The 22,361-nt window shown below is 45.9% G+C and carries 22 protein-coding genes; 1 reads left to right on the top strand and 21 read right to left on the bottom strand.

All coding sequences use genetic code 11. The annotated features are described in order from the left end of the window. Positions 1-9 precede the first annotated feature (9 nt). The 5 genes from odhB to QMA01_RS03810 form a co-directional block, all read right to left on the bottom strand. The gene (gene odhB, locus QMA01_RS03830; protein WP_191714359.1) at positions 10-1,272 is read right to left on the bottom strand and encodes a 2-oxoglutarate dehydrogenase complex dihydrolipoyllysine-residue succinyltransferase; all 1,263 of its coding nucleotides are present in this window, start codon (positions 1,270-1,272) and stop codon (positions 10-12) included. Positions 1,273-1,296: 24 nt separating this feature from the next. Further along, entirely contained in the window at positions 1,297-4,107 is a 2,811-nt protein-coding gene (locus QMA01_RS03825) for a 2-oxoglutarate dehydrogenase E1 component (protein ID WP_290185939.1), read from the bottom strand. Between the two features lie 243 nt (positions 4,108-4,350). Then, complete coding sequence (locus QMA01_RS03820; RefSeq protein WP_290214316.1) at positions 4,351-5,997, bottom strand: sensor domain-containing diguanylate cyclase; 1,647 nt, start codon at positions 5,995-5,997, stop codon at positions 4,351-4,353. Positions 5,998-6,015: 18 nt separating this feature from the next. After that, on the bottom strand, positions 6,016-6,969 hold the full coding sequence (gene dapF / locus QMA01_RS03815) for a diaminopimelate epimerase (protein WP_290214315.1): 954 nt from the start codon (positions 6,967-6,969) through the stop codon (positions 6,016-6,018). Positions 6,970-6,997: 28 nt separating this feature from the next. Continuing rightward, a complete protein-coding gene (locus QMA01_RS03810) occupies positions 6,998-8,074 on the bottom strand; it encodes an undecaprenyldiphospho-muramoylpentapeptide beta-N-acetylglucosaminyltransferase (protein ID WP_191714355.1) in 1,077 nt (358 codons plus the stop codon). Positions 8,075-8,294: 220 nt separating this feature from the next. On the opposite strand from QMA01_RS03810, the gene QMA01_RS03805 reads away from it, so the two are divergent. Further along, positions 8,295-9,665: an MATE family efflux transporter gene (locus QMA01_RS03805; protein WP_290214314.1), complete on the top strand. Its 1,371-nt coding sequence runs from the start codon at positions 8,295-8,297 to the stop codon at positions 9,663-9,665. A gap of 87 nt (positions 9,666-9,752) precedes the next feature. On the opposite strand, the gene QMA01_RS03800 is transcribed toward QMA01_RS03805, so the two are convergent. From QMA01_RS03800 to QMA01_RS03725, 16 genes are all read right to left on the bottom strand, one after another. Further along, positions 9,753-9,998, bottom strand: coding sequence for a hypothetical protein (locus tag QMA01_RS03800; RefSeq protein ID WP_290214313.1), 246 nt, complete (start codon positions 9,996-9,998; stop codon positions 9,753-9,755). Further along, entirely contained in the window at positions 9,995-10,876 is an 882-nt protein-coding gene (locus QMA01_RS03795; protein ID WP_290214312.1) for a CobW family GTP-binding protein, read from the bottom strand. The genes QMA01_RS03800 and QMA01_RS03795 overlap by 4 nt, the downstream gene beginning before the upstream one ends. A gap of 57 nt (positions 10,877-10,933) precedes the next feature. Further along, positions 10,934-12,448, bottom strand: a complete 1,515-nt coding sequence (locus QMA01_RS03790; RefSeq protein WP_290214311.1) for a lmo1851 family serine protease — start codon at positions 12,446-12,448, stop codon at positions 10,934-10,936. A gap of 235 nt (positions 12,449-12,683) precedes the next feature. Next, on the bottom strand, positions 12,684-13,388 hold the full coding sequence (gene deoD, locus QMA01_RS03785; protein ID WP_191714350.1) for a purine-nucleoside phosphorylase: 705 nt from the start codon (positions 13,386-13,388) through the stop codon (positions 12,684-12,686). Between the two features lie 70 nt (positions 13,389-13,458). After that, positions 13,459-13,674 carry a YozE family protein gene (locus QMA01_RS03780; RefSeq protein WP_203339568.1) on the bottom strand — a complete coding sequence of 72 codons (216 nt, stop codon included), beginning with the start codon at positions 13,672-13,674 and terminating at the stop codon, positions 13,459-13,461. A 58-nt stretch (positions 13,675-13,732) separates the two neighbouring features. Continuing rightward, positions 13,733-14,158, bottom strand: coding sequence for a peptide-methionine (R)-S-oxide reductase MsrB (gene msrB, locus QMA01_RS03775; protein ID WP_290185950.1), 426 nt, complete (start codon positions 14,156-14,158; stop codon positions 13,733-13,735). Further along, on the bottom strand, positions 14,155-14,685 hold the full coding sequence (gene msrA, locus QMA01_RS03770; protein WP_191714347.1) for a peptide-methionine (S)-S-oxide reductase MsrA: 531 nt from the start codon (positions 14,683-14,685) through the stop codon (positions 14,155-14,157). Before msrA ends, msrB begins: the two co-directional genes overlap by 4 nt. Positions 14,686-14,701: 16 nt before the next feature. Continuing rightward, positions 14,702-15,277: a YpmS family protein gene (locus QMA01_RS03765; RefSeq protein WP_191714346.1), complete on the bottom strand. Its 576-nt coding sequence runs from the start codon at positions 15,275-15,277 to the stop codon at positions 14,702-14,704. 12 nt (positions 15,278-15,289) lie between these two features. Beyond that, a complete protein-coding gene (locus tag QMA01_RS03760; protein WP_191714345.1) occupies positions 15,290-16,090 on the bottom strand; it encodes a GDSL-type esterase/lipase family protein in 801 nt (266 codons plus the stop codon). A gap of 39 nt (positions 16,091-16,129) precedes the next feature. After that, a complete protein-coding gene (locus tag QMA01_RS03755) occupies positions 16,130-16,969 on the bottom strand; it encodes a DegV family protein (protein WP_191714344.1) in 840 nt (279 codons plus the stop codon). Between the two features lie 87 nt (positions 16,970-17,056). Next, on the bottom strand, positions 17,057-17,797 hold the full coding sequence (locus tag QMA01_RS03750; RefSeq protein ID WP_290214310.1) for a lysophospholipid acyltransferase family protein: 741 nt from the start codon (positions 17,795-17,797) through the stop codon (positions 17,057-17,059). Next, positions 17,790-18,287 (bottom strand): dihydrofolate reductase, encoded by a 498-nt coding sequence (locus QMA01_RS03745; protein WP_203339564.1) that lies wholly within the window; start codon positions 18,285-18,287, stop codon positions 17,790-17,792. Before QMA01_RS03745 ends, QMA01_RS03750 begins: the two co-directional genes overlap by 8 nt. 367 nt (positions 18,288-18,654) lie before the next feature. Continuing rightward, on the bottom strand, positions 18,655-19,599 hold the full coding sequence (locus QMA01_RS03740; RefSeq protein ID WP_191714341.1) for a thymidylate synthase: 945 nt from the start codon (positions 19,597-19,599) through the stop codon (positions 18,655-18,657). A 366-nt stretch (positions 19,600-19,965) separates the two neighbouring features. Beyond that, positions 19,966-20,559, bottom strand: a complete 594-nt coding sequence (locus QMA01_RS03735; protein WP_191714340.1) for a YpjP family protein — start codon at positions 20,557-20,559, stop codon at positions 19,966-19,968. 270 nt (positions 20,560-20,829) lie between these two features. Next, positions 20,830-21,612, bottom strand: a complete 783-nt coding sequence (locus QMA01_RS03730) for a class I SAM-dependent methyltransferase (protein ID WP_290185960.1) — start codon at positions 21,610-21,612, stop codon at positions 20,830-20,832. Then, entirely contained in the window at positions 21,609-22,046 is a 438-nt protein-coding gene (locus QMA01_RS03725) for a BrxA/BrxB family bacilliredoxin (RefSeq protein ID WP_203339560.1), read from the bottom strand. Before QMA01_RS03725 ends, QMA01_RS03730 begins: the two co-directional genes overlap by 4 nt. Positions 22,047-22,361: the final 315 nt, after the last annotated feature.

The raw sequence follows: 22,361 nt of genomic DNA, 5'->3' as shown, positions 1-22,361 counted from the left end.
GATCAATTCTTAAGATTCAAGCAACAAATCTTCAGGGTTTTCGATCATATCTTTAACCATTTTCAAGAAGCCTACAGAATCGCTTCCGTCAATGACACGGTGATCATAAGAAAGTGCAACGTACATCATCGGACGGATTTGGACTTCGTCGCCGATAGCAACAGGACGTTTTTGGATTGTGTGCATTCCAAGAATACCAACCTGTGTTCCGTTCAAAATCGGTGTAGACATCAATGATCCGAATACCCCACCATTAGTGATCGTGAATGAACCACCTGACATATCAGCAATTGAAAGCTTTTTATCGCGTGCTTTAGTCGCAAGTTCACCGATAGTTGCTTCAATTTCAGCGAAGTTCTTTTTGTCCGTGTCGCGAACGATCGGTACAACAAGGCCTTCTTCAGTTGAAACAGCAATCCCGACATCATAGAACTGTTTCAGAAGGACATCTGTCCCGTCCAATTCAGCGTTGACATATGGGTATTTTTTCAATGCAGCTGTAACAGCTTTAGTGAAGAATGACATGAAGCCAAGTTTCACGTCGTTATTTTTAAGGAATTGGTCTTTTTTGCGGCTGCGCAATGCCATCACGTTTGTCATGTCAATTTCGTTGAATGTAGTCAACATGGCAGTTGATTGTCTTACTTCAAGCAGACGTTTTGCAATCGTTTGACGGCGTCTTGTCATTTTTTCACGGATGATGCGGCCATTTTCTTCATCAGAAGAAGGAGCTGCAGCTTTTGGTGCTTCCGCTTTTGCAGCAGGAGCGCTTGCAGCCGGTTTTGATCCGTGAGCTTCTACGTCCTGAACGCGTACACGGCCCATTGGGTCAACTGGCGTGATAGCAGCCAAGTCGATTCCTTTTTCGCGTGCTAATTTGCGTGCAGCAGGGCTTGCGATTGTCCGGTCAGAAGAAGATTGCTCTTCAGCCGCTGGATCTTTTTCAACAGGCTCTTGAGTTGCAGGAGCTTCTGTTTTAGCTGGTTCTTCGGATTTTTGTGGAGCTTCTTCAGCTTTAGGTGCTGCAGCTTCGCCAGAACCTTCGCCGACGATTGCGATTACTTGTCCAACTTCAACTGTATCGCCTTCTTGCGCTAAATGTTCTTGAACGACTCCAGCTTCTTCGGAAATAACTTCAACGTTGACTTTATCCGTTTCCAATTCAACGATGAATTCTCCTTTTTCAACTGTTTCGCCTGGCTGTTTAAGCCACTGAGCGATTGTTCCTTCTGTAATCGATTCTGCTAATTCTGGTACTTTGATCTCTGCCACAAAAAATTCCTCCTTAGATTATCCTTACAATTTAGCTAATGCTTCATCAATGATGCGTGCTTGTTCAACTTTATGCGCTTCTCCATCGCCTTCTGCAGGGCTTTGGCGCTGAATACGTCCGTAATATTTCACTTCTTTGCCGTCTGCCGCTTCACGCAGGTATGGATCCGCAAATGTCCATGAACCCATGTTTTGAGGCTCTTCCTGTACCCAAGCCAATTCCTTGGCATTCGGGTAACGGTCAACGATGGCTTTGATTTTTTCGGATGGGAATGGATACAGCTGCTCGACGCGGACAATATGCGCCCACTCGTAGCCTTTTCCATCTTTTACCCGTTCTGCTAAATCAATCGCCATTTTCCCGCTCGCAAACAGAATGCGTTTCACTTTTTTAGCATCTTTGCCCATGTTCGGTTGTTCGATGATTGTCTGGAAGTTGCCTTCTGTCAAATCAGCTACATCCGCACCAACTAGAGGGTGACGAAGCAACGATTTCGGTGAAACGATGATTAATGGGCGAATCGACTCTTCTCCAAGCATTTTAGCCTGACGGCGTAAAATGTGGAAATAGTTTGCTGCACTTGAAAGGTTTGCAACCGTCCAGTTGTTTTCAGCAGCCATTTGAAGGTGTCTTTCCAAGCGGGCACTCGAGTGCTCAGGTCCTTGTCCTTCATAGCCGTGCGGCAATAGCATGACCAATCCGGATTTTTGTCCCCATTTTGCGCGTCCCGCTGAAATGAACTGATCGAACATCATCTGTGCCATGTTGGCGAAATCGCCGTATTGGGCTTCCCAGATGACAAGCGCTTTGTCGTTTTCAACATTGTAGCCATATTCGAAGCCAAGTACAGATGCTTCACTAAGCGGGCTGTTGTAGACGACAAACGATGCTTTAGCATCTGAGATGTGATGCAACGGCACAAGTTCATTGCCGTTCTTTTCATCATGCAGTACAAGATGGCGATGAGCGAATGTTCCGCGCTGCGCATCCTGGCCAGTCAAACGAATCGGATTGCCTTCTTGCAGGATCGTACCGAATGCAAGCGTTTCAGCATGTGCCCAGTCAATCTTGCCTTTGCCGTTGAACGGATCTTCACGGCGTTTCAGAATGCGCGCCAACTTGCCGAATGCAGAGAAATCACTTGGCCAAGACAGCAATTCTTCGTTCATCTTCGTCAGAACATCTTTGTCGATGCCTGTCGGAACTTCAGGATAGCCATTCAAGACGCCGTCAGGAATCTCGACTTTCGGGAAATCCGCAGATTTATTTTCTTTGACTCTATCGTAAGCTTCCTGCATTTCTTTCTGTATATCTGCATCAAGCTGTTTAACATCGTCTTCAGCTAATACGTTTTCTGCTGACAGCTGTTTTCCGTAAATTTCACGGACTGTATCGTGCTGGTGGATGCCATGGTACATCGTTGGGTTTGTCACCAACGGCTCATCCATTTCGTTATGGCCATAACGGCGGTAACCGATCAAATCAATCAGAATGTCTTTGCCGAATTTCTCACGGTATTCAAACGCCAACCGTGCCACAGCGACAACCGCTTCTGGCTCATCTGCATTGACGTGGATAACAGGAACTTCATAGCCTTTTGCAGGATCTGAAGAATAATGCGTCGATCTTGAATCAAACTGCTCTGTCGTAAAGCCGATCAGGTTATTGGCGATGATGTGGATTGATCCACCTGTCTGGTAGCCTTTAACACGGCTGAAGTTCAACGTTTCAGTCACGATGCCTTGGCCAGGGAATGCCGCATCCCCGTGAACAAGAATCGAGTAGGATTTATTAGGATCCATAGCTGCTACACCAGGTTTATCCGTAAGCTCTTGCGCCGCACGTGTCTGTCCTGCAACGATCGGGCTGACGATTTCAAGGTGTGAGGGATTATAGGCAAGTTTGATACTTGTCCCTTTTTCCGATTTAAAGGCTGCGCCCATATGGTATTTTACATCCCCGAACCAGCCTTTGGTGATTTGAAGTGAGCCGTCTTCTGGAAGGAATGCGTCATCTCCAACATGCGCAAAACCGGCAAACATCATTTCATACGGTTTGTTCAAGATATGCGTAAGCACATTTAAACGGCCGCGATGCGCCATTCCGATCATGATGTCTTGAGTGCCCGCAGACTCAGAAAGTCGGACCAGTTCATCCATCAACACAACAAGTGAATCCACGCCCTCAATAGAAAAGCGTTTTTGGCCGACAAACGTGCGATGTACAAACTTCTCGAAGCCTTCTACACGCGTCAACAAGTCCAAGACTTGTTTCTTTTTGTCTGCATCCAACTTGGGTTTGACTTCCCCAGCTTCAATTTTTTCTTGCAGCCAGCTGCGTTCCTGCGGCTGGATTACATGGGAAAATTCAAAAGCGACTTTATCCGTATAAAGCGATTTCAAATAATTAACCGCTTCCAGACCGTTTGCAATGCCGTTTGGTGCATTAGTCAGAAGTAATGATACCGGTACTTCTTTTAAATCCTGTTCAGTCAAGCCGTATGTAGAAGGCTCCAGACGTGAAGTATCTTTGGGCTGATCTTTCAGCGGATAGATATCCGATGCCAGATGGCCATGAGCGCGGATTGCTTCAGCCAATTGAACAGCAGCCAAGACTTTTTGGAAATTATTAGGTTCAACAGTTTCTGCAACTGCAGTTTGTTGGCCTGTGGTTGCTTCAACAGGTGGCCCATACTGTTTGAAAAGCTCAACGTATTCTGGATCAAGTAATTCCGGTGATTCTTGATACAGGTCATACATTTCCATTATGTACCCTAAGTTAGGACCAGTAATGGAACTCCATGGGGATTTTGCATCTGAATAATTGCTAGACATTAAAAAAACCTCCAACTATTTGTTTGACGGCAGTCACTTAATTTGTATATGTCTTGTCTATATTATCACGCATCCCACTAGACATAAAGCAGAAGGCGTTTTAGCAAGAAAAGTTTAAAATTCCCTATCAATCTTACTACTTCCCCAATAAAAAACAAGGCTTTTCGTGAAAATTTTCACACAGTCTGATTTAAATCGTTTTTATCCATTTTATAGGTTCCTTTTTGCATCCGAACCTTGCCGTTAAAGGGATGAGTACAGGAAGAAACTCCCTTTTCCGCTGCTTTTCGCTAAGTAGAGGGCGGCATCTGCTTTTTTGACCAATTCTTCAAAATTATTGCCGTGCATCGGAAAAATGGAAATGCCGGCCGATGAAGTCGGGGTGAACCAATGGCCATTGATTTTCCAGCCTTCTGAAAGTGCGTGATTGATGCGGCTGATGACTTTTTCAATCAGCACTTGGCTTTCTTCCGGTGCCAGGCCGAACAGTGCGACCAGAAATTCATCGCCTCCCACACGTGCAACCAAATCTTCTTTGCGGATGCTGTTTTTTATCGCCTGGCCGAAATGGTAGATGAAATCGTCGCCGACGTCATGGCCATATTGGTCATTGATGGATTTAAAATCGTCTCCATCAATGTACAGAAGGGCAATGTATTCTCCTTTTTCAGCCGCTTCTTGTTTCAGCTTTTCAAATTGCTGTACCATCATTCGCCGGTTCGGCAATTTCGTCAAGCCGTCATGATAGGCCATATAACGGAGTTGCTCTTCCAGCTGTTTGCGTTCCGTCACGTCAAAAAGAATCGACAAGACTTGATAAATTTGTCCCTCCACATCAATCAACGGAATGATTGTGGCATCTACCCAGAACAGAACGCCATTTTTCTTCAGGCTGCGGATCTGCCCGCGCCAAATTTGCCCTTTCCAGACAACCGCGCGGATTTTTTCATATTCTTCCGTCGATATGACCGCTTTTCCTATGGTAGAGATGTTGACGCCGATCAATTCTTCCGGCTGGTATCCTGTGAGTTCACTAAAATTTTCATTAACGAATTCTATGTTACCAGATACACTCCACATCGCGACAAGTGCTGCGTAATTAAGTGCATCTTTGTAGCTCTCCAGAATATTCTCGGTTTTTTTGAGTTCATTCCTCAAAAGCAGTTCACTGGTCAATTCCCTTAATACGACATGAAATGCCCGAATGATGCCATTTTCATTGATGGGTGAATAGCTGGCTGAAAACTTCGCTACCGTACCATCCTGCTTTCGTCGTTTCATAATCAGCGAAGTGCTTTTTGCGCCCGGTTTAAACTGTTCCAGCAGAAGTTTGCCGGGTCTGAACAGCTCCTTATGGTCATCAGAGAGCTCATCGTAATAACGGTTGACCCATTCATCCTTCTTCACTCCGAACGCTTTTTCATAAGCCGGATTCAAGTCAATGACCATATACTCGGCCGATATCATAATCATGGGATCCACAGAGTTTTGAACCAGTGACTCGTAGAATAAATAATCTTCTTCTATTTTCTTCTGCGCTGCTACATTTTTCGTTACCGCCAGCACAAATCGCTGCCCTTTGAAATCAATGGGCGTCAATTCGGTTTCCATCGCGGTCTCACGGTCGCTGAATAAACTGTAATCGCGGTATATATGGTTCTTGCCCGCTTTCAATGCAATCAGGTACTGTTTTTTGATCTCCCTTGTCAGCTCAGGCGGCATGCTGTCTTCCAGCGTCGTGCCCACCAATTCTTTCTTGAAAATATTGAAACATACCGGATTGACGTAGACATACTCAAACGTCTCATCGATCTGTTTCATAAAATAGACCGGATCTTTTGATTTTCTGTAGAGCAGATCCAGCTGTTCTATTGCAAAAGGGTTGGGCATCCGTTTCACCGCTTTCCATCATACGAATTGTTTAGAGACAGTTGATACCTCTTCAATAAATTCATTATAACGTCGCTGTTCTTCTAAAGATTCGCTTGAAAGGATTCGACTGTCAGTTCCGGCTCCTTGCCAGTCGAATTTGGCTGTCGACAAATAAGTCGCATTGCCTGTCAATTGAAGGCGGATGTCATCTCCTTCGACAGCCACCGCACATTTGACCATTCCTCCAGGATTGTAAACAGCCACATCGCCATACGGCACCAGGCCTGCCATGCAGCTGATCAGCGCCGAAGCTGTCATCGCTGTTCCGCAGGCATTGGTGAAGCCGACTCCGCGTTCATAGGTCCGGACAAAAATGCCATCATCCATAGGCGTTACGTAACTGACATTGACGCCATCAGAAAAATAATCATTGGTGCCGTTGAAATACTGCGCCCATTTCTGCTGGTGGCTGGTATCTTTCTGCAATTCAGGCGGCACGATGCCGATCAGATGCGGATTAGGTACCGCTACTGCAGAAAATGGAATCTCTTCTGATACGAATGGCAAAGGTTTCGCTATCCACTCGGTATGGTTAGCCAGCTTCATCGGCAGACTGCTCAATGAAAAAGAAACGGGTGATATTTCCACGGCATAGGTTTCGATGCCTTCGTTCAAAGTTTCTTCTTTTTTCACGCGCAGTGAAGCTTTCATCGTCTCTACGACCGCCTCCTGCACCCCATCGCGTTCACAAACATAACGGGCGACACAGCGAAGGCCATTGCCGCACATGGAAGCTTCTGAACCATCATTATTAAAGACGCGCATTTTCGCATGCGCAACAGAAGAAGGCAAAATCACCAGAATTCCGTCGATTTCCGGATCTAATTCCGACAGCCGGACAGCTATTTGCGCAAAATCTTCACGCTCAGCCGTTTCAAACATATAGAAGGTATTCATTGAACCATGAACTTTTATCAATATCATTTCCATTTTCGTCACCTCTTGAAAGTAATGGGGATTATTTAGCGTACGAAGTGACCAATTTGGCCATTTCAGCAGCGGTAATTGGAGATTCAGTTTGTGTCATCGTTTCGATCAGCTGGTCTTTATCTTGTTGCAGGCGCTCCAGTTCTTCCATAAAACGGTCGGCAGAAAGCTCTTCTTCTTCCACAACATGGGCAAAGCCCTGTTTTTCGAATAGATTGGCATTCAGTATCTGATCGCCGCGGCTTTTTTGGATAGACAGCGGCACAAGCAGCATCGGCTTTTTCAATGCCAGGAATTCGAATATGGAATTGGATCCTGCCCGGGACACAACAAAATCGGTCATATGCAATAGATGCGGCAATTCATGGGTAACGTATTCAAATTGGCGGTAATTCAAATGAACATCCAGTTCGGGCATGCTGTTGCCTTTTCCGCACAAATGGATGATGTTGAATTGCTCCAGCAGTCGCTCCAGGTTATTGCGGACAGCCGAGTTGATCATGGCTGAGCCTTGGCTTCCGCCCATAACCATCAATACGGGCAAATCATTATTGAATGGGCAGATTTCCTGCCCTTTTTCAGCAGAACCTTCCATCAATTCACTGCGGATCACAGATCCTGTACATGTCGATTTAGTGCTTGGCACGTGCGCCAACGTTTCTTTAAAGACCGTGAAAATGTGGTCGGCAAAAGGCAATGCCAATTTATTGGCAAGTCCGGGAGTCACATCGGACTCATGGATGATGACCGGCACCGACATCATGCGGCCTGCCATAACCACAGGAACCGATACGAATCCGCCTTTTGAAAAAATGGCGACCGGTTTGGTTTTGCGGATGATATTGAGTGCTTGTGTCAAGCCTGCACCCACACGGAATGGATCCGAGAAATTTTTCGTTGAAAAATAGCGTCTTAACTTGCCGCTGGAAATGGCATGGTAGGGAACTGATGGAAACGAATCGCGGATGAGTTCATTTTCAATCCCATCTTTGGAACCGATGTATTCGACGTTGAAGCCTAAATTCTTCAGTTCCGGAATCAATGCCTGGTTTAGGGAGACGTGTCCTGCTGTTCCGCCCCCGGTCAATAAAATCGTTTTGTTGTCCATTGCGTGTCCTACTCTCATCTATATAATTTGGTATAGCAGGTAAGGCTTTTTAGAAGACCCATTTATGCTATACTGGATTTTATTTGCTAAATTGTAATCGGGTAGATTAACTTGTTCTTGAATTGGCCATCAATGCCGATAACCAAACAATGCTTAATCGGCATTAAATGTAATCGTTCATTTTTTTATTTACAGAAGTTGATTGCGGGAGGAAAGAAATATGCACCAAACCAGAACCATGAAAGAGAAATTATTATTGTTAGTGAAAATTGTTTTTCCGATTCTCGTGACTCAAATTGCGATGTATATGGTGACTTTTTTCGATATTTACATGACTGCCCGCTATGGTACAGAAGATCTTGCCGGCGTGTCCATCGGGTCTTCCTTTTGGGTGCCCGTCTATATCGGGCTTGCAGGAATCCTGATGTCCATCACTCCAATTGTAGCACAATTGATGGGCGCTAAGAAAAAAGAACAGGTAAAAGAAGCCGTGCAGCAAGGGATTTATTTGGCCATTCTGCTGGCTGTGATCGTCTTCGCCTTCTTTTATTTCGGACTCGACTACTTGTTGACATTTATGGACCTTGAACCGGTTGTTGCTGATGTGGCGAGCCGCTATATTTTTGCGATGTCTATAGGGCTGATCCCGTTATTCGTCTACAATGCATTGCGTTCGTATATCGATGCACTTGGAGCTACTCGAGTCACAATGGTCATTTCACTATTGTCCGCACCCATCAATATTTTCTTCAACTATTTGCTGATTTTCGGCAAGTTCGGCTTTTCGGAGCTTGGTGGAGCTGGTGCCGGACTGGCATCGGCTATCACCTACTGGCTGATTTTAGCGATTGCGATATGGATTATCCATACACGAAATCCATTCAACTCTTATGGCATTTTCCGCAAATGGCCTAAATTATCCTTTAGCCGCTGGAATGAAATCAGCCGCATCGGTGTCCCGATCGGTATTTCAATTTTTGTGGAAACCAGTATTTTCTCTGCGGTGACGTTCATGCTGGCCGTTTACGGCACCGTCACCATTGCAGCCCACCAAATCGCCTTGAATTTTGCTTCCCTGTTATATATGCTGCCGCTCAGCATTTCCATGGGCGCCACCATATTGGTTGGCTACGAAGTCGGAGCCAAGCGTTTCCATGATGCCAAACAGTACAGTTGGCTGAGCGTCGGCACTGCCGTCACCTTAAGTTTCGTGTCCGCCTGTCTTCTGTTTTTCTTGCGCAGCGACATTGCGGCCTTGTATTCCTCAGACCCAGTAGTTGTCGAACTGGCTGTCCAATTCTTGTTGTTTGCCGCACTGTTCCAATTATCAGATGCCATACAGGCTCCGGTGCAAGGAGCTCTTCGCGGCTACAAAGACGTCAACATCACGTTCGTTATGGCATTGGTCTCTTATTGGGTAATCGGCTTGCCTGTCGGATACCTGCTTGCCAATTTCACTGATTTCGGTGCTTTCGGTTATTGGATCGGCCTGATTGCCGGCCTCACAGCAGGTGCCATCACGTTGTCCATCCGTCTGCTGTTGATCCAGAAAAAAATCGCCGCCCGGTCGCCGATGATTCAAAATCGATGAACCTTATGAATACACATCAAAAAAGCAGGAAGAGAAAATTAAAGATTTTCTCTTCCTGCTTTCGTTTTGTCCTTTTCCAAAACAGCTTTACTCTTTTTCATCGGCCAGGTTTTTATATAAAGCAGCCAAGCCGTTTTTTTCTGATTCCGACAGATCCGACTGTCCGATCCGTTCCAACGCCAGTTCCAATTTCTGCTGTTTGGATTTCCGGACACGCGGATGCGTCAATTCGTCGTTGAGTTCGATCATGATGTACTTTTCAAGCTCTGCCTGCGTCGTGATGTTTTCAGCAGATGTACGCTGCGGCCACAGTTTCCGGTACGATCCAATCATGGAAGCTCGACTCCTTCCAACCCTTCACCGATCACAACAATCTGATTCTGCATCTTGATGTACTCAGGAAGCCATTGGGCCATCCCATAAGCAAACTGAAACGCATGCGGATACTTATCGCCTTCCAACGGCACATAGCCTTTGATGCGGAATACCGTATCCGGCAACGCGCGCAGCCAGTCTTCAAATTTCTCCCGTTGCACAGGTGCATCAAACTGCAGCACTTTGGCGTTTAGGTTTAACTTTGAAACTGGGGTTTTGGTGACGTCTTCTGATCTTGAAGGCGTCATTTTGTCCAGTGCAGAAAACGGCACTTTGGCATGCACGGTCTGAATGATCTGCGCTGTCGGATTCAATGACTGGATTTCGTAGACGACCGTTCCCTGTTCGCCATCCGTCAATAAATCCATTTTATTGGCCAAAATCAAGTCGGCATGGCGGATTTGTTCCAAAAACAGCGAACGGATCTGCGGCGACAAGCTGTTGCGGTCCATCCAGCGTTTGCTGTCCGCTACCGTAACGATGCCTTTGAAATTCAATTGGTCGGCAAACAACGGAGAAAAAATAGCGTCAAGCGCTTCCACCGGGTGCGCCGCCCCTGTCGTTTCAATCAACAAGACATCAAAATCTTCTTCTGCCAATAGCGTCTGGATCTGCGCTTCTGATTTTTCGGAACCCGAGCAGCAAATACAGCCGTCGAGAATTTCCTTCAGCGGCACGCCGTCTTCCACTGAATCGGAATCCATGTTCATTTTGCCGAGTTCATTCATGAAGACTGCAGGTTTCAGTCCTTTATCTTTCATTTGGGTGATCATGCCTTTCAAAAGCGTCGTCTTTCCGCTTCCCAAAAATCCACTAAACAAATATACGTCTTTCATCGTCTCATCCTTTCGGTTACTGATTAAGAAAAGGCCCGCCTAAGCGGACCTCGAGAATTACTCTTCAGTTTCTTCTGCTGCAGAAGCTTCAATTCCCGCTTCTTCCATCAGAATCTTTTTGGCTTCCTGCAATTGCGGATCATCGCTTTCGATTTTCTTGCGCAACGCATCCATCACCGCAAATGTACTGTCTCCAGTAAGAATACCGTTCACTTCCAGTTCGTTTTCTTCCTGGAAAGTTTCAACAGCTTCCGTCATCTGCTCTTCAAATACACCATCCACATCTCCAACTTCGTAGCCAAGTGCTTCGAGCATCTGCTCAGCAGTTTTCACTTGTTCTGAAATCACACCGTCTTTTAGCTCCTGAGAAGTATCCAGGACCGGAAGAGAGGCATATGCCGGATAAGCAACTTTCACATCCGGTTCGATTCCTTTTTCATGAATCCAGTTGCCGTCAGGTGTCAGCCATTTAGCCGTCGTAAATTTCAGGTTCGAGCCATCTTGAAGGTCATTGGCTGTTTGGACCGTTCCTTTGCCGAATGTCTTCTCACCAACCAATTTGATATCAGCCGACTCGTTCATCGCTCCGGCCAAAATTTCAGATGCCGAGGCGCTGCCGCCATCAATCAATAAAGTGACAGGCACTTCGAGTTTCGTACCCGGTGAAGACATATAAACTTCAGGTTCAGCACCTTTTGCCTGGACTTCGAACAACGGTTTCCCGTCTTCAACAAACAAATCGGATATTTTAAGCGCTACATCCAATAAGCCGCCCGGATTCTGGCGAACGTCCATTACGGCCGCTTCCATTCCTTCAGCTTCCATTTCATCAATGGCATCAAGCAACTCCTGGTACGTATTTTCAGAGAAACTCGTGATTTGGATATGGGCCACGTTATCGCCGACCATTTCCGCATAAACGGTTTCAATCGGTATTTCATCACGGACGATTGTAATTTCAATCGGCTCTGTGTTTTCACCGCGTTGAATGGTCAATGTAACTTCCGTTCCTTTTTCACCACGGATCAACATAACAGCTTCAGTGGTAGTGAAGCCTTGAATGCTTTCTCCATCAACCGCTAAAATCTGGTCATTCGGCAGAATGCCTGCTTTTTCAGCAGGTGAGTTTTTAATCGGTGATACGACTGTTACATAGCCGCCTCGCTCTTGTACTTCTGCACCAATGCCCTGGAAACTGGACGAAATCCCTTCCAGGAACTGTGAAGCTTCTTCTTCATTCATGTAATCGGAGTAAGGATCTTCAAGCGAATCAACCATTCCGTTGATTGCCCCGTTGATCAGGACATTTCTATCCACATCTTCGAAATAATTATTCTGTATTTCATCATAGGCTGTGTAGAGCTTGTCGAATTCACGACGCTCCGGCGAATTGACTTCTACGGCTTTATCGTCACCAAAGGTCAACGCAAAAACGGTCAAGCCTGCCGTTGCAATGATTAAAAGGAATACCAGCATAATAAAGCTGAATGTCTTCATTTTAATAACGTGTGACGGCGATTCCTCTGTTGGCGGAATTTGTTCCTGCTCTTCCCCCGGACGTTTTTCATCCATCTATATTTCACCACTTTCATAATTGCCTTTAGAACTGGAGGAAATGTAAAGAAAAAGACTGTCAAGACAGTCTTTTTCCTTTTATAAAGGCGCTTGCGCTTTTCTTTGTCCAGACTCCAGACGCCCAGCTCTTCGGGATGTAAGTCGCTCTGGCTGTGCGGCTGAAAACATGCCGCTTCGCCAAATCGCCTTACACCTGTCAGAGCTAAACGGGCGCTTGCGCTTTTCTTATATACTACTCCTGAATTGCAGCATCCAACGCGACAACGATCATGTCGTTGAACGTTGTTTGGCGTTCCTCAGAAGTTGTCACTTCACCTGTCAACAAGTGATCGCTCACTGTCAGGATCGATAGCGCCTGGCGGCCGAATTTCGCTGCCAATGTATAAAGAGCTGAAGATTCCATTTCTAGTGCAAGTACACCGTATTGAGCCCATTTTTCATGTTCTGCAAATTCGTTGTAGAAAACATCTTCAGTAAAGACGTTCCCGACACGTAAGTTCAATCCTTTTTCCTGACCTGCATTATATGCTTTCAGCAATAGATCGAAATTTGCTGTTGGTGCATAGTTGACGCCTTTGAAAATGATTTCGTTCATTTTTGAGTCAGTTGAGGCACTTTGAGCCAAAATAACGTCGCGTACTTTAACGTCTTTATGGATAGACCCACATGTACCAACGCGGATCAATTTCTGTACGTCATATTCCTGCATCAATTCAGTCACGTAGATTGAAATCGATGGTACACCCATTCCTGTTCCTTGAACAGAGATGCGTTTGCCTTTGTATGTTCCTGTATATCCGAACATATTACGGACTTCATTGTATAAAGTCACATCTTCCAAAAACGTTTCCGCTATGTATTTTGCGCGAAGCGGGTCACCCGGCAGTAAAATCGTATCGGCAATATCGCCTTTTTTTGCGTTAATATGAACACTCATCTAAAAAACCTCACTTTAATATAGTCGATTTAATCATACTGTTTTTTTCCTTATAGTGCAATGACGAGCCTTAACTCGCTGTATATTCTTCCCACATTTCATCGAAGGTGGATGCTTTCATGACCGGATGCGCTTTTTCTTCAATGTACTTTGACAAGTGGTCAAAGTCTCTGGAATTCTTAGGAAACGAATGATCCAAGAACATCGACTCCGCAAAACGCGAAAAATCATCAGCCACCAGTTTTCCGCGGTATTTTAATGCAAATTGATAGAATGAACGGTCCATGAAGGTCTCCTTCCTTATTTAGGGCAAAAAAAACCCGGACAGTTGTCCGGGCAACCCGTTATTCAAACAGTTTCTTGTATTCGGATAAGCCTTCAGCATCCAATTGTTCTTTCGGAACAAAACGGAGAGCTGCAGAGTTGATGCAGTAGCGCAATCCGCCAAGAGACGAAGGGCCATCCGGGAACAAGTGGCCCAAATGTGAATCAGCTGTAGCTGAACGAACTTCCGTTCTTCTCATGCCATGGCTGGTATCCAGGTTTTCTTTCACTTCTGTGTCTTCAAGCGGCTTAGCAAAACTCGGCCAACCGCAATGGGCGTCAAACTTGTCTTTAGAGCTGAACAGCGGTTTGCCGGAAACGATATCCACGTAGATGCCGTCTTCGAAATGCTGGTCGTATTCTCCCTGGAAAGGAGGCTCGGTGCCGCTTTCCTGGGTTACATGATATTGCATCGGTGTTAATTTCGCTTTTAGTTCATCTTTCATGCTTGTCCACCCCAGTTCTTTTCAATAAACGCTGTCCGACCCGAACCAACTGAATAACGGTTGTAATGGGCAGGGTTTTTCTTATAATAATCCTGATGGTATGCTTCTGCCAAATAAAACGGTTTCGCTTCCAAAATAGGCGTGGCTACAGGTTTTTCGAATCTGCCTGAATTGTCCAGCTCCTGCTTGGATTTTTCTGCAGCGATCCGCTGTTCTTCAGAATGATAGAAAATCGCTGTTTGGTAGGATTCGCCGCGGTCAAAAAATTGGCCGCCTGCATCTGTCGGATCAATTTGCGTCCAGAACACTTCCAATAACTTTTCATATGGGAAAATGTCCGGCTGGAACGTAATTTGTACGGCTTCCACATGTCCGGTTGCGTTGGAGCATACTTGTTCATACGTCGGATTCGGCAATTCGCCGCCCGTATAGCCACTCACTACTTCTTCAATGCCGTCCAATGAATCAAAGGGCTTGACCATACACCAAAAACAGCCCCCTGCAAATGTCGCTTTTTCTGTCTTCATGTGCTCACTCCGTTCCTTATGGTTCAATTGTCACCAACAAGCGGATATCATCCTCTTGCAGGTTGAACGATGCCGCCCGGACCGAGATGCCGTCATCCAACGGAATTTCCGTCAGCTTCAGCAGCACTTCCTCTTCAGCAGGCATCACTTCCATGAAATCCGGAAGTTCAACTGAGTCTCTTAGCAACTTTAACGCAGATTCAGGCGGAATATCCAGCATACCGACTTCCACAGATTTCTGTTCGAGCAATAAATTGCCATCTTCTTGAACAAGCGGCTCGAATTTCATCAAAATCGGCAATGTCACCGAAAAAATAGTCAACTCCGTCGATAAGCTGACATCGTCGTTAACGGACAACGCCAACGGAATCGGCTGGTCTTTCATCGCATCCTGTATATATGTGTTGGCAATTCCTTCAAAGTCAGCTTTTGTCGTATTGACGACTACCGTATTGCCGGCTGCCGGTGCATTTTTCAATGCCTGATAGGACGTATAGTCCTTCGGAGGCGTCGTCATATAGAGAACAACGCCCACCAGCGCCAGTACATTCACTGCCAGCAAAATAAAAAACGCAAAACGCCATTTTTTCATTTTCATTACCCCTTACTCTTTGTAGCTCAACCCGCATTCTTCCATCCGTTCCAGGATGCGCTCACTCATCAAATCATAGCCTTTGCTGTTCGGATGAAAGAAATCAGTATGGTAAACCAGATTTTTATTCCCTTCAAACAAATCACTGACAGGCACAAAACAGGCCTGTGGATCCGCTTCAGCGCTTTCCTGCATGGCCTCGTTATAGGAAGCGATAATTTGATCGAATTCCTCCACTTCATCCGTTATGAGCGAGAAAGGGTTATAGATACCCATGACAATGATGGGAACAGTCGGGTTGATGCTGCGGATAGCGGTAAAGATATTTTCAAACCGGTTTTCATACAAAATGAGTTCATCTTCAAAAGCTTGCATATTCAGTGAAAACAAATCGCGTTTGACGATCCGCATCACATCATTGCCGCCGATGGTCAGAGACAGGTAATCCGCTTCGGCTACCGGGCCGGTCAGTTCTCCCTGCTGGAACATCGCCAGCAATTGGTCGCTGCGGCGTCCACGTTTTGCCGTATTTTCAACTGCGACTCCTTCAACGCCCGGCCATGTCCGGATTTCAGCGGCTACTCTTCCCGTGTAGCCACCCAGATTTTCTTCATCTCCCACACCTTGAGACAAGGAATCCCCAAGTGCAGTGATGACCAATGCCTGGGGGATGAAATTCGGCGGTACCGTATACCGGCCGATAGACGGTTCGTTGCGCGGTTCCGCTTCTTCGTTATTGAAGATAAAAGTTGGACTGCATCCCGCTACTATAACTAAAGACAAAACGACGATAATCAACAGGATGCGCTTCAAATTCGTCTCTCCTTTTTGAAAATGGCCTTACAGCTTTCTTTAATCCGTGTAGTACATAAAACCAATGGCTCCGACTCCTGTATGGGTCGAGATGACCGGTGTTGTAAAATCGAATTTAATATCCGTAAAACCCGTTTCTTTAATTTTTTCACGCAACGGTTCAGCCATGGCAAGTCCACCAGCGTGGGCAAGCCCGACACCTTTTACGATTTTCCCGGCAGTCCGCTCTTTAAAATCGTTGAATAGATACTCGACCACCTGTTTGTGGCTTCTGACTTTCGCCACCGGTGTATAAGAACCATCGTCCAATGAAGCAATCGGTTTGATCTTCATCAATGAACCGAGCAAGGCACGCCCTTTACCGATGCGTCCCCCTTTGACGAGATTATCAAGAGTATCAACGACTACGAATAATTTTGTATTCAGACGGATTTTTTCTATCCGCTCCACAATCTCTTCCATTGACCTGCCGGCTTTTGCCATATCGGCAGCCTCGAATACCTGGAATGTCAACGCATGAGAAATGTAACGCGAATCGATTACGGTCACATCCGAGTCGGTCAGCTGTGCCGCTGTTTTTGCCGACTCCACTGTACCGCTCATCCCCCCAGTCATATGGATGGACAGAATCTGGTCGCCATCTTCTCCCAATTTATCGTATAGCTCTTTGAATACACCCGGAGCCGGCTGTGAGCTTTTTGGCATTTCATCGGAATTCTTCATCAATTCGAGGAAAGATTCCGGTTCAAGGTCAACGCGGTCCAAATAGGTTTTGCCCCCGATTTGGATGGTCAGCGGGACCACATGCAAATTATATTTTTCAATGACCTCTGGTTTTAGATCAGCGGTCGAATCCGTGACGATATGAATCTTTGACATGAAATCACTTCCTTCTTATTCACTTAGTTTAAGGAATTGCCGGGCCTTACACAACTGATAGGATGTCTTGCGCAGTTCTATTTGCCGTCATTTATTGGTTGTTTGACGAGACAGCCCGGCAATGGCTTCTTCAATTTTTGATCGAACCAGATGGATTGCTTCTTTTGCATTCAACTGTTCGATGACGTCAGCTGGAATAGGGTCCAGAAGCTGTACTGCTACATCTGCCGGCAACACTTTATTGTTGTTTTTCTCCATGATCTCGGAAGTTCCGAGAATCGCAATCGGCTGAATCGGTACACCGGAATCTTTCGCGATACGCATAAAGCCGGACTTGAATTCGCCCATCCCTTCACCTTTGCTTCTGGTGCCTTCAGGAAAAATCAAAATCGAGTGGCCTTCCTTCAGCTTCCCCACGGTATCGGTGATTGATTTTAAGGCGCTCCGGCGATCGGTGCGATCCAAAAAGACACAATTCATCTGTTCCATATACAAAGGGATGATCGGCAGTTTCTTGACTTCTTTTTTGGAAATAAAACCGAAGGGCTTCGGAATCTTTGACAGCAGGACCGGAATGTCGAAATTTCCTTCGTGATTGCTGACAAACAGGACAGGCCCTTCAGGCAACTTTTCCAATCCTGTAATCGTAACGTTGCTCTGTGTCCGTTTCATGATGCCCGTTGCCCACTTTTGAGGTTCTGTGTGAATCAATTGATCGTATTCCTGTACACTCAACTGCGGCTTCTGCTTGATGAATTTCTTCAAATTCACTGTACTGAGAGGCAAATAGCCGAAAAGAAACGAGAATGTGCGAATGGAATTAAGCATAGCTCTTTTTCTTTTTGCGTCGTTCGTACACCTGGTACGAAAAAGGCACATCATTCGAAATTTGTTGTTCCGACTCGGAAACGAGTTTCCATTCACGGCCGTATTCAGGGAAGTAGGTATCGCCTTCAAATTCCTGATGGACCAATGTGATATACAGGCGGTCTGCTTCATCCAAAATCGAGTTGAAAATCTGCTCGCCTCCGATGATCATCACTTCTTCATGCGTTTCTCTTGCCAATTTCACGGCATCCTGCAGGTTATGGACCACGTCCACTCCTTCTGCCTGGTAATCGTCGCTGCGTGTCACCACGATGTTGCGGCGTTTTGGAAGCGGTCTGCCAATGGATTCGAACGTGTTGCGGCCCATGACGATGCCTTTTCCAATCGTGTGTTCTTTAAAATAAGCCAAATCGGCCGGGATATGCCAAGGCAATTCGTTATCTATTCCGATGACCCGGTTCGGATCATGCGCTACCATCAATGAAATCATTTATTTTTCCTCCTAAACCGCGCTTGGCGGGTGTTGAACTTTAGTAGTTGTTGAAGAAATCGCTCCAGGCGGACGCTTTCCGCGGGCACGGCTTCTGCCGCTTCCCTCGCTTTGCTCAGTCCAGTGGCTCCATCTCGTGCTGTTCCCGCAGGAGTCGCCCCCTTCCGCTCTTTCTTCTAATAGTCAGATCCTTGCTAATAAATGAAAGTTCTAATTACTGCTTGCCCATTAAGATATGAAGCAAAACAGCGCAGACTTCTTAGGGAGCAGAAAGGAAAGAGGAATCTACTCGAGCGTCTTGCCCGAGTAAGTTCAGCCAGTGTCTTTGCGACGAAGCTAGCGCAAATTAGTTTATTTGCATAACTCGTTATACAGCAACCGGCGCTTTGATCCGTGGGTGTGGATCGTAGCCTTCTATTGTAATGTCCGATAAGGTCAGGTCGAAAATCGATTCGACTTCTTCATTGATTTTTAAAGTCGGCAGCGGTTTTGGTTCGCGCGTCAGCTGTTCCTTCACTTGTTCCAAGTGGTTAGAGTACAGATGCGTGTCGCCTGTTGTATGGACAAAGTCACCGACTTCTAAATTGCATTCCCGCGCAATGAGATGCGTCAGTAAGGCATAGGATGCAATATTGAATGGTACGCCTAAAAAGACATCTGCACTTCGCTGATACAGCTGGCAAGACAATTTGCCGTCGGCTACGTAAAATTGGAACATGATGTGGCATGGCGGCAAAGCCATGTCATCAATGAATTCCGGGTTCCAGGCAGTGACCAGGTGACGGCGGGAATCCGGGTTTTTCTTGATGGATTCGATGACGTTCTTCAATTGGTCAATGGTGCCTCCTTCTGTGGTGGCCCACGATCTCCATTGCTTGCCGTAAACCGGACCTAAGTCGCCGTATTTTCCTGCAAACACTGGATTTTCGATTACTTTACGCTGAAAGCCCTGCATCTCGATCTTATACAGTTCTGCAAACTCAGGGTCTTTTTGGGCACGGCGGCCGAAGTCGGTCATATCGGGGCCGGCGTATTCATCGCTTGCCACCCATTGCGCAAACGCCCACTCGTCCCAAATGTGGTTATTGTCTTCAAGCAACGCCCGAACATTGGTGTCGCCTTTGATGAACCAAAGAAGCTCCGAGACTATCAAGCGGAATGCTGTTTTCTTTGTAGTCATTAATGGGAATCCTTCATTTAAATCAAATCTCATCTGATGACCGAAAACACTCAACGTGCCGGTTCCGGTCCGATCTTCTTTTTGTGCTCCGTTATGTAAAATATGTTCGCATAAATCTAAATATTGCTTCATGTAAATCGCCTCCGTTGTTAAGTCTAATCATAACAATACTCTTAGTGTTTATAAAGATTTTAGAAAGATAAGTTATACATCACAATCATTGTTTCAGAAACCGCTTCGGACGCTTTGGGCATGGCTCACACGATAAGCCGGAAAGATCATCCGTCTTATCGCTCCGCCTAGCCCTTGGACGCGCCGCAGCTTCATTAAATGTTCATAAAAGAAGCTTATACTTTTTGGTCTCCTATTATAAAGATATGAATAATAAAAGAAAAGCCGACGCAGTGGGCATTATTTTTATGGGATTTTACCAGTAATAGCTTATTCGTCCACATCATTGGTTTTGGACATACAAAAAACCGTCACAAAGTGAACGGTTTAGGAAAGCCATTTCGGCGGAGTATTTTTAGACCAGTAAATGTCGCCCAAAGTTATGTGTTTTTGGAAGTTATCCTCGGCCAAATGATAATGAAAATTGAAGGAATAGCCGACTTGCGGTTTTTTCTCGGTTCTTACATGGAAACGGATTTCGTCTTTATTGGTTTCGGTATCGTAGACATGGAAAATCTTTTCGGAGTAATCGCCTGACGGTTTTTCGGAAATCGCCAATTTTTTCAGTTTGCCTGAGTCCAAGTTCGCCAAATGAAGATCGATGGCCCGTTGGATGTTCGGCAGCACAGATGTTTGGAATTCACCCTGAATGACTGGCCCAATGCGTGAACCAAATTTTATGTAGGACTGTTCTTCGGCAGACTGGTGCACGGAGTGGATGAAGGAGTCGCCGGTATCGTAAAATTCGCTCGGGTCAATCCAATCATAGACATATTGTTTGTTATCGCTTTGCGCTGCATGTGATTTCGGTTGGCCTTTTTCGTCCAAAAGGGACTCCCAGATCAAGTGGTTCGGGGAGATTGCGCCCAATGTCAATACGGCAACTGTAATCATCAGCGACTTTTTCCACCAATTTTTCATCAACATCACCTTTTCATTTATGAACATTTTAGTAACGCGTTTGCTTATTTATACGAATTTCCTGTGTAAAGGTTTCATCTTCTTGAGATTCATTGTACAATAAAGTTATATACAATGCCTTGTTTTTTTGAAAAGGAGGAATTTTTGTGGATGCATCATTATTGATCGGATTAGGTCTTCTATTCATGCTTATATACTTGACTTCACTTTCAATTACGGATTAATAAGCAACAAAAAAACTTCCTGAAAGCCAGGAAGTTTTTTTGTTGCTTATTTTTGTGTTTGGCACAGGATGACGCCGTAATGGAATTTCGTATTGGGTCGTACGCGACGGGTAAAGCCGAAGCGTTCAAAATCCTCCGAACGGAAATGTGCTTTCAGCACAACGGATTTACGCGCTACACGCTTTGCTTCTGTGAGCCATTGTTCCGTCAACTGCCCTTGGTCAGCCGGTCCACGCAATGGGGTGAAGTTGGACGCTTCCGTAATTTCCTCTGTGAACATCGGGTCCATGTAAATCACATCAATGGAGTCAGAGTCAAGCGTCTGCAAGAACGATACAGCATCAGAAGAAATCACCTCGATCCGCTTCATCGCCTCATCCAGATGCGGCACACCATTGTATTGCCCGAGCCCTTGCCGAACGACGTAAGCGAAGATTGGATGGCTTTCGCAGCCATACACCTTACCTTCCTCTCCGACACGCTGGGAAGCCACAATTGAATCAGACGCCAGGCCCAAAGTGCAATCCAAAAAAGAATCACCACTCTGAAGGCCGGATACGTCGATCAACGGATCCTGTTCAAGCGGACGCTTTGTCCGGAACGCTGCCGAATTCGGATGAAAAAAGAACGGCTCGCTTTTACCTCTCGGGTAAAACTCGAGCCGCTCCTTCAAACAGACCACAAGATCCGCTTTTTCATCCGCATGCATTCTGTCGATGGAACGTTTATTGCGCGGGACCTGCAAAAGCGAAAGGTCTGCCGAAACACGTTCGGCCCACTCCAGCGTGGCTGTGGTCGGCCGGTACGCGGTTGTGACTACCGTCTTCACTGGGCAGCCACCTGTTCAAGAACCTGCGCCAAATGGTCGCGGATCTGTTCCATTGGATAACCCTCAATCTGTTCACGCGGAATGAAATATGCCAATTGGCCGTCTTTCAGCACCGCAATCGACGGAGATGACGGAGGAACTTCCTCGAAATAATTGCGCATTTGCGCAGTTGCTTCCTTATCCTGTCCGGCAAATACCGTCACCAAGTGATCCGGTTTCGCTTCTGCCGTATTCAATGCTTCCAGAACCGCTGGACGCGCCAATCCTGCTGCACAACCACAAACCGAGTTGATCACAACAAGACTTGTTCCTTCAGAACTGCTCATGTGTTCGTTTACCTCTTCTGCCGTCAGTAACTCTTTAAATCCTGCACCCGTCAATTCCTGGCGCATAGGCACAACTATGCCTTTCATGTACTCATCATATGCGTTCATGCTTTCGCCTCATTTCATTTGGATTATATCTTTAGTGTAACCCAGATGGCTTGGGATTTCATAGTGTGGGGTTTTGGAGGTTTTTTTTGTAGACTCACCTGAGTTTTCTTAATAAGAAAACCAGGCTTTTATGCCGTGAAGTCTCGAGATTTAATCTGGATTCTTTTCGAGTTGCCGCAACCACCTACCAGGAACTGAAAATTTTGATTTTAGCCGAACAAAAAATCCTTGAAATGAGGATCGACTTCTTTCAGGATAATTACTCTCAGCGACCGACCTATCGACCATGATCAGATTGGACCTTCGTCATCATCG

The organism is Planococcus notacanthi (genome assembly GCF_030407825.1).
Lineage (GTDB): Bacteria > Bacillota > Bacilli > Bacillales_A > Planococcaceae > Planococcus > Planococcus notacanthi.
Note: the sequence above shows the minus strand (reverse complement) of the source record. Positions and strands in the feature narration are given on the sequence as shown.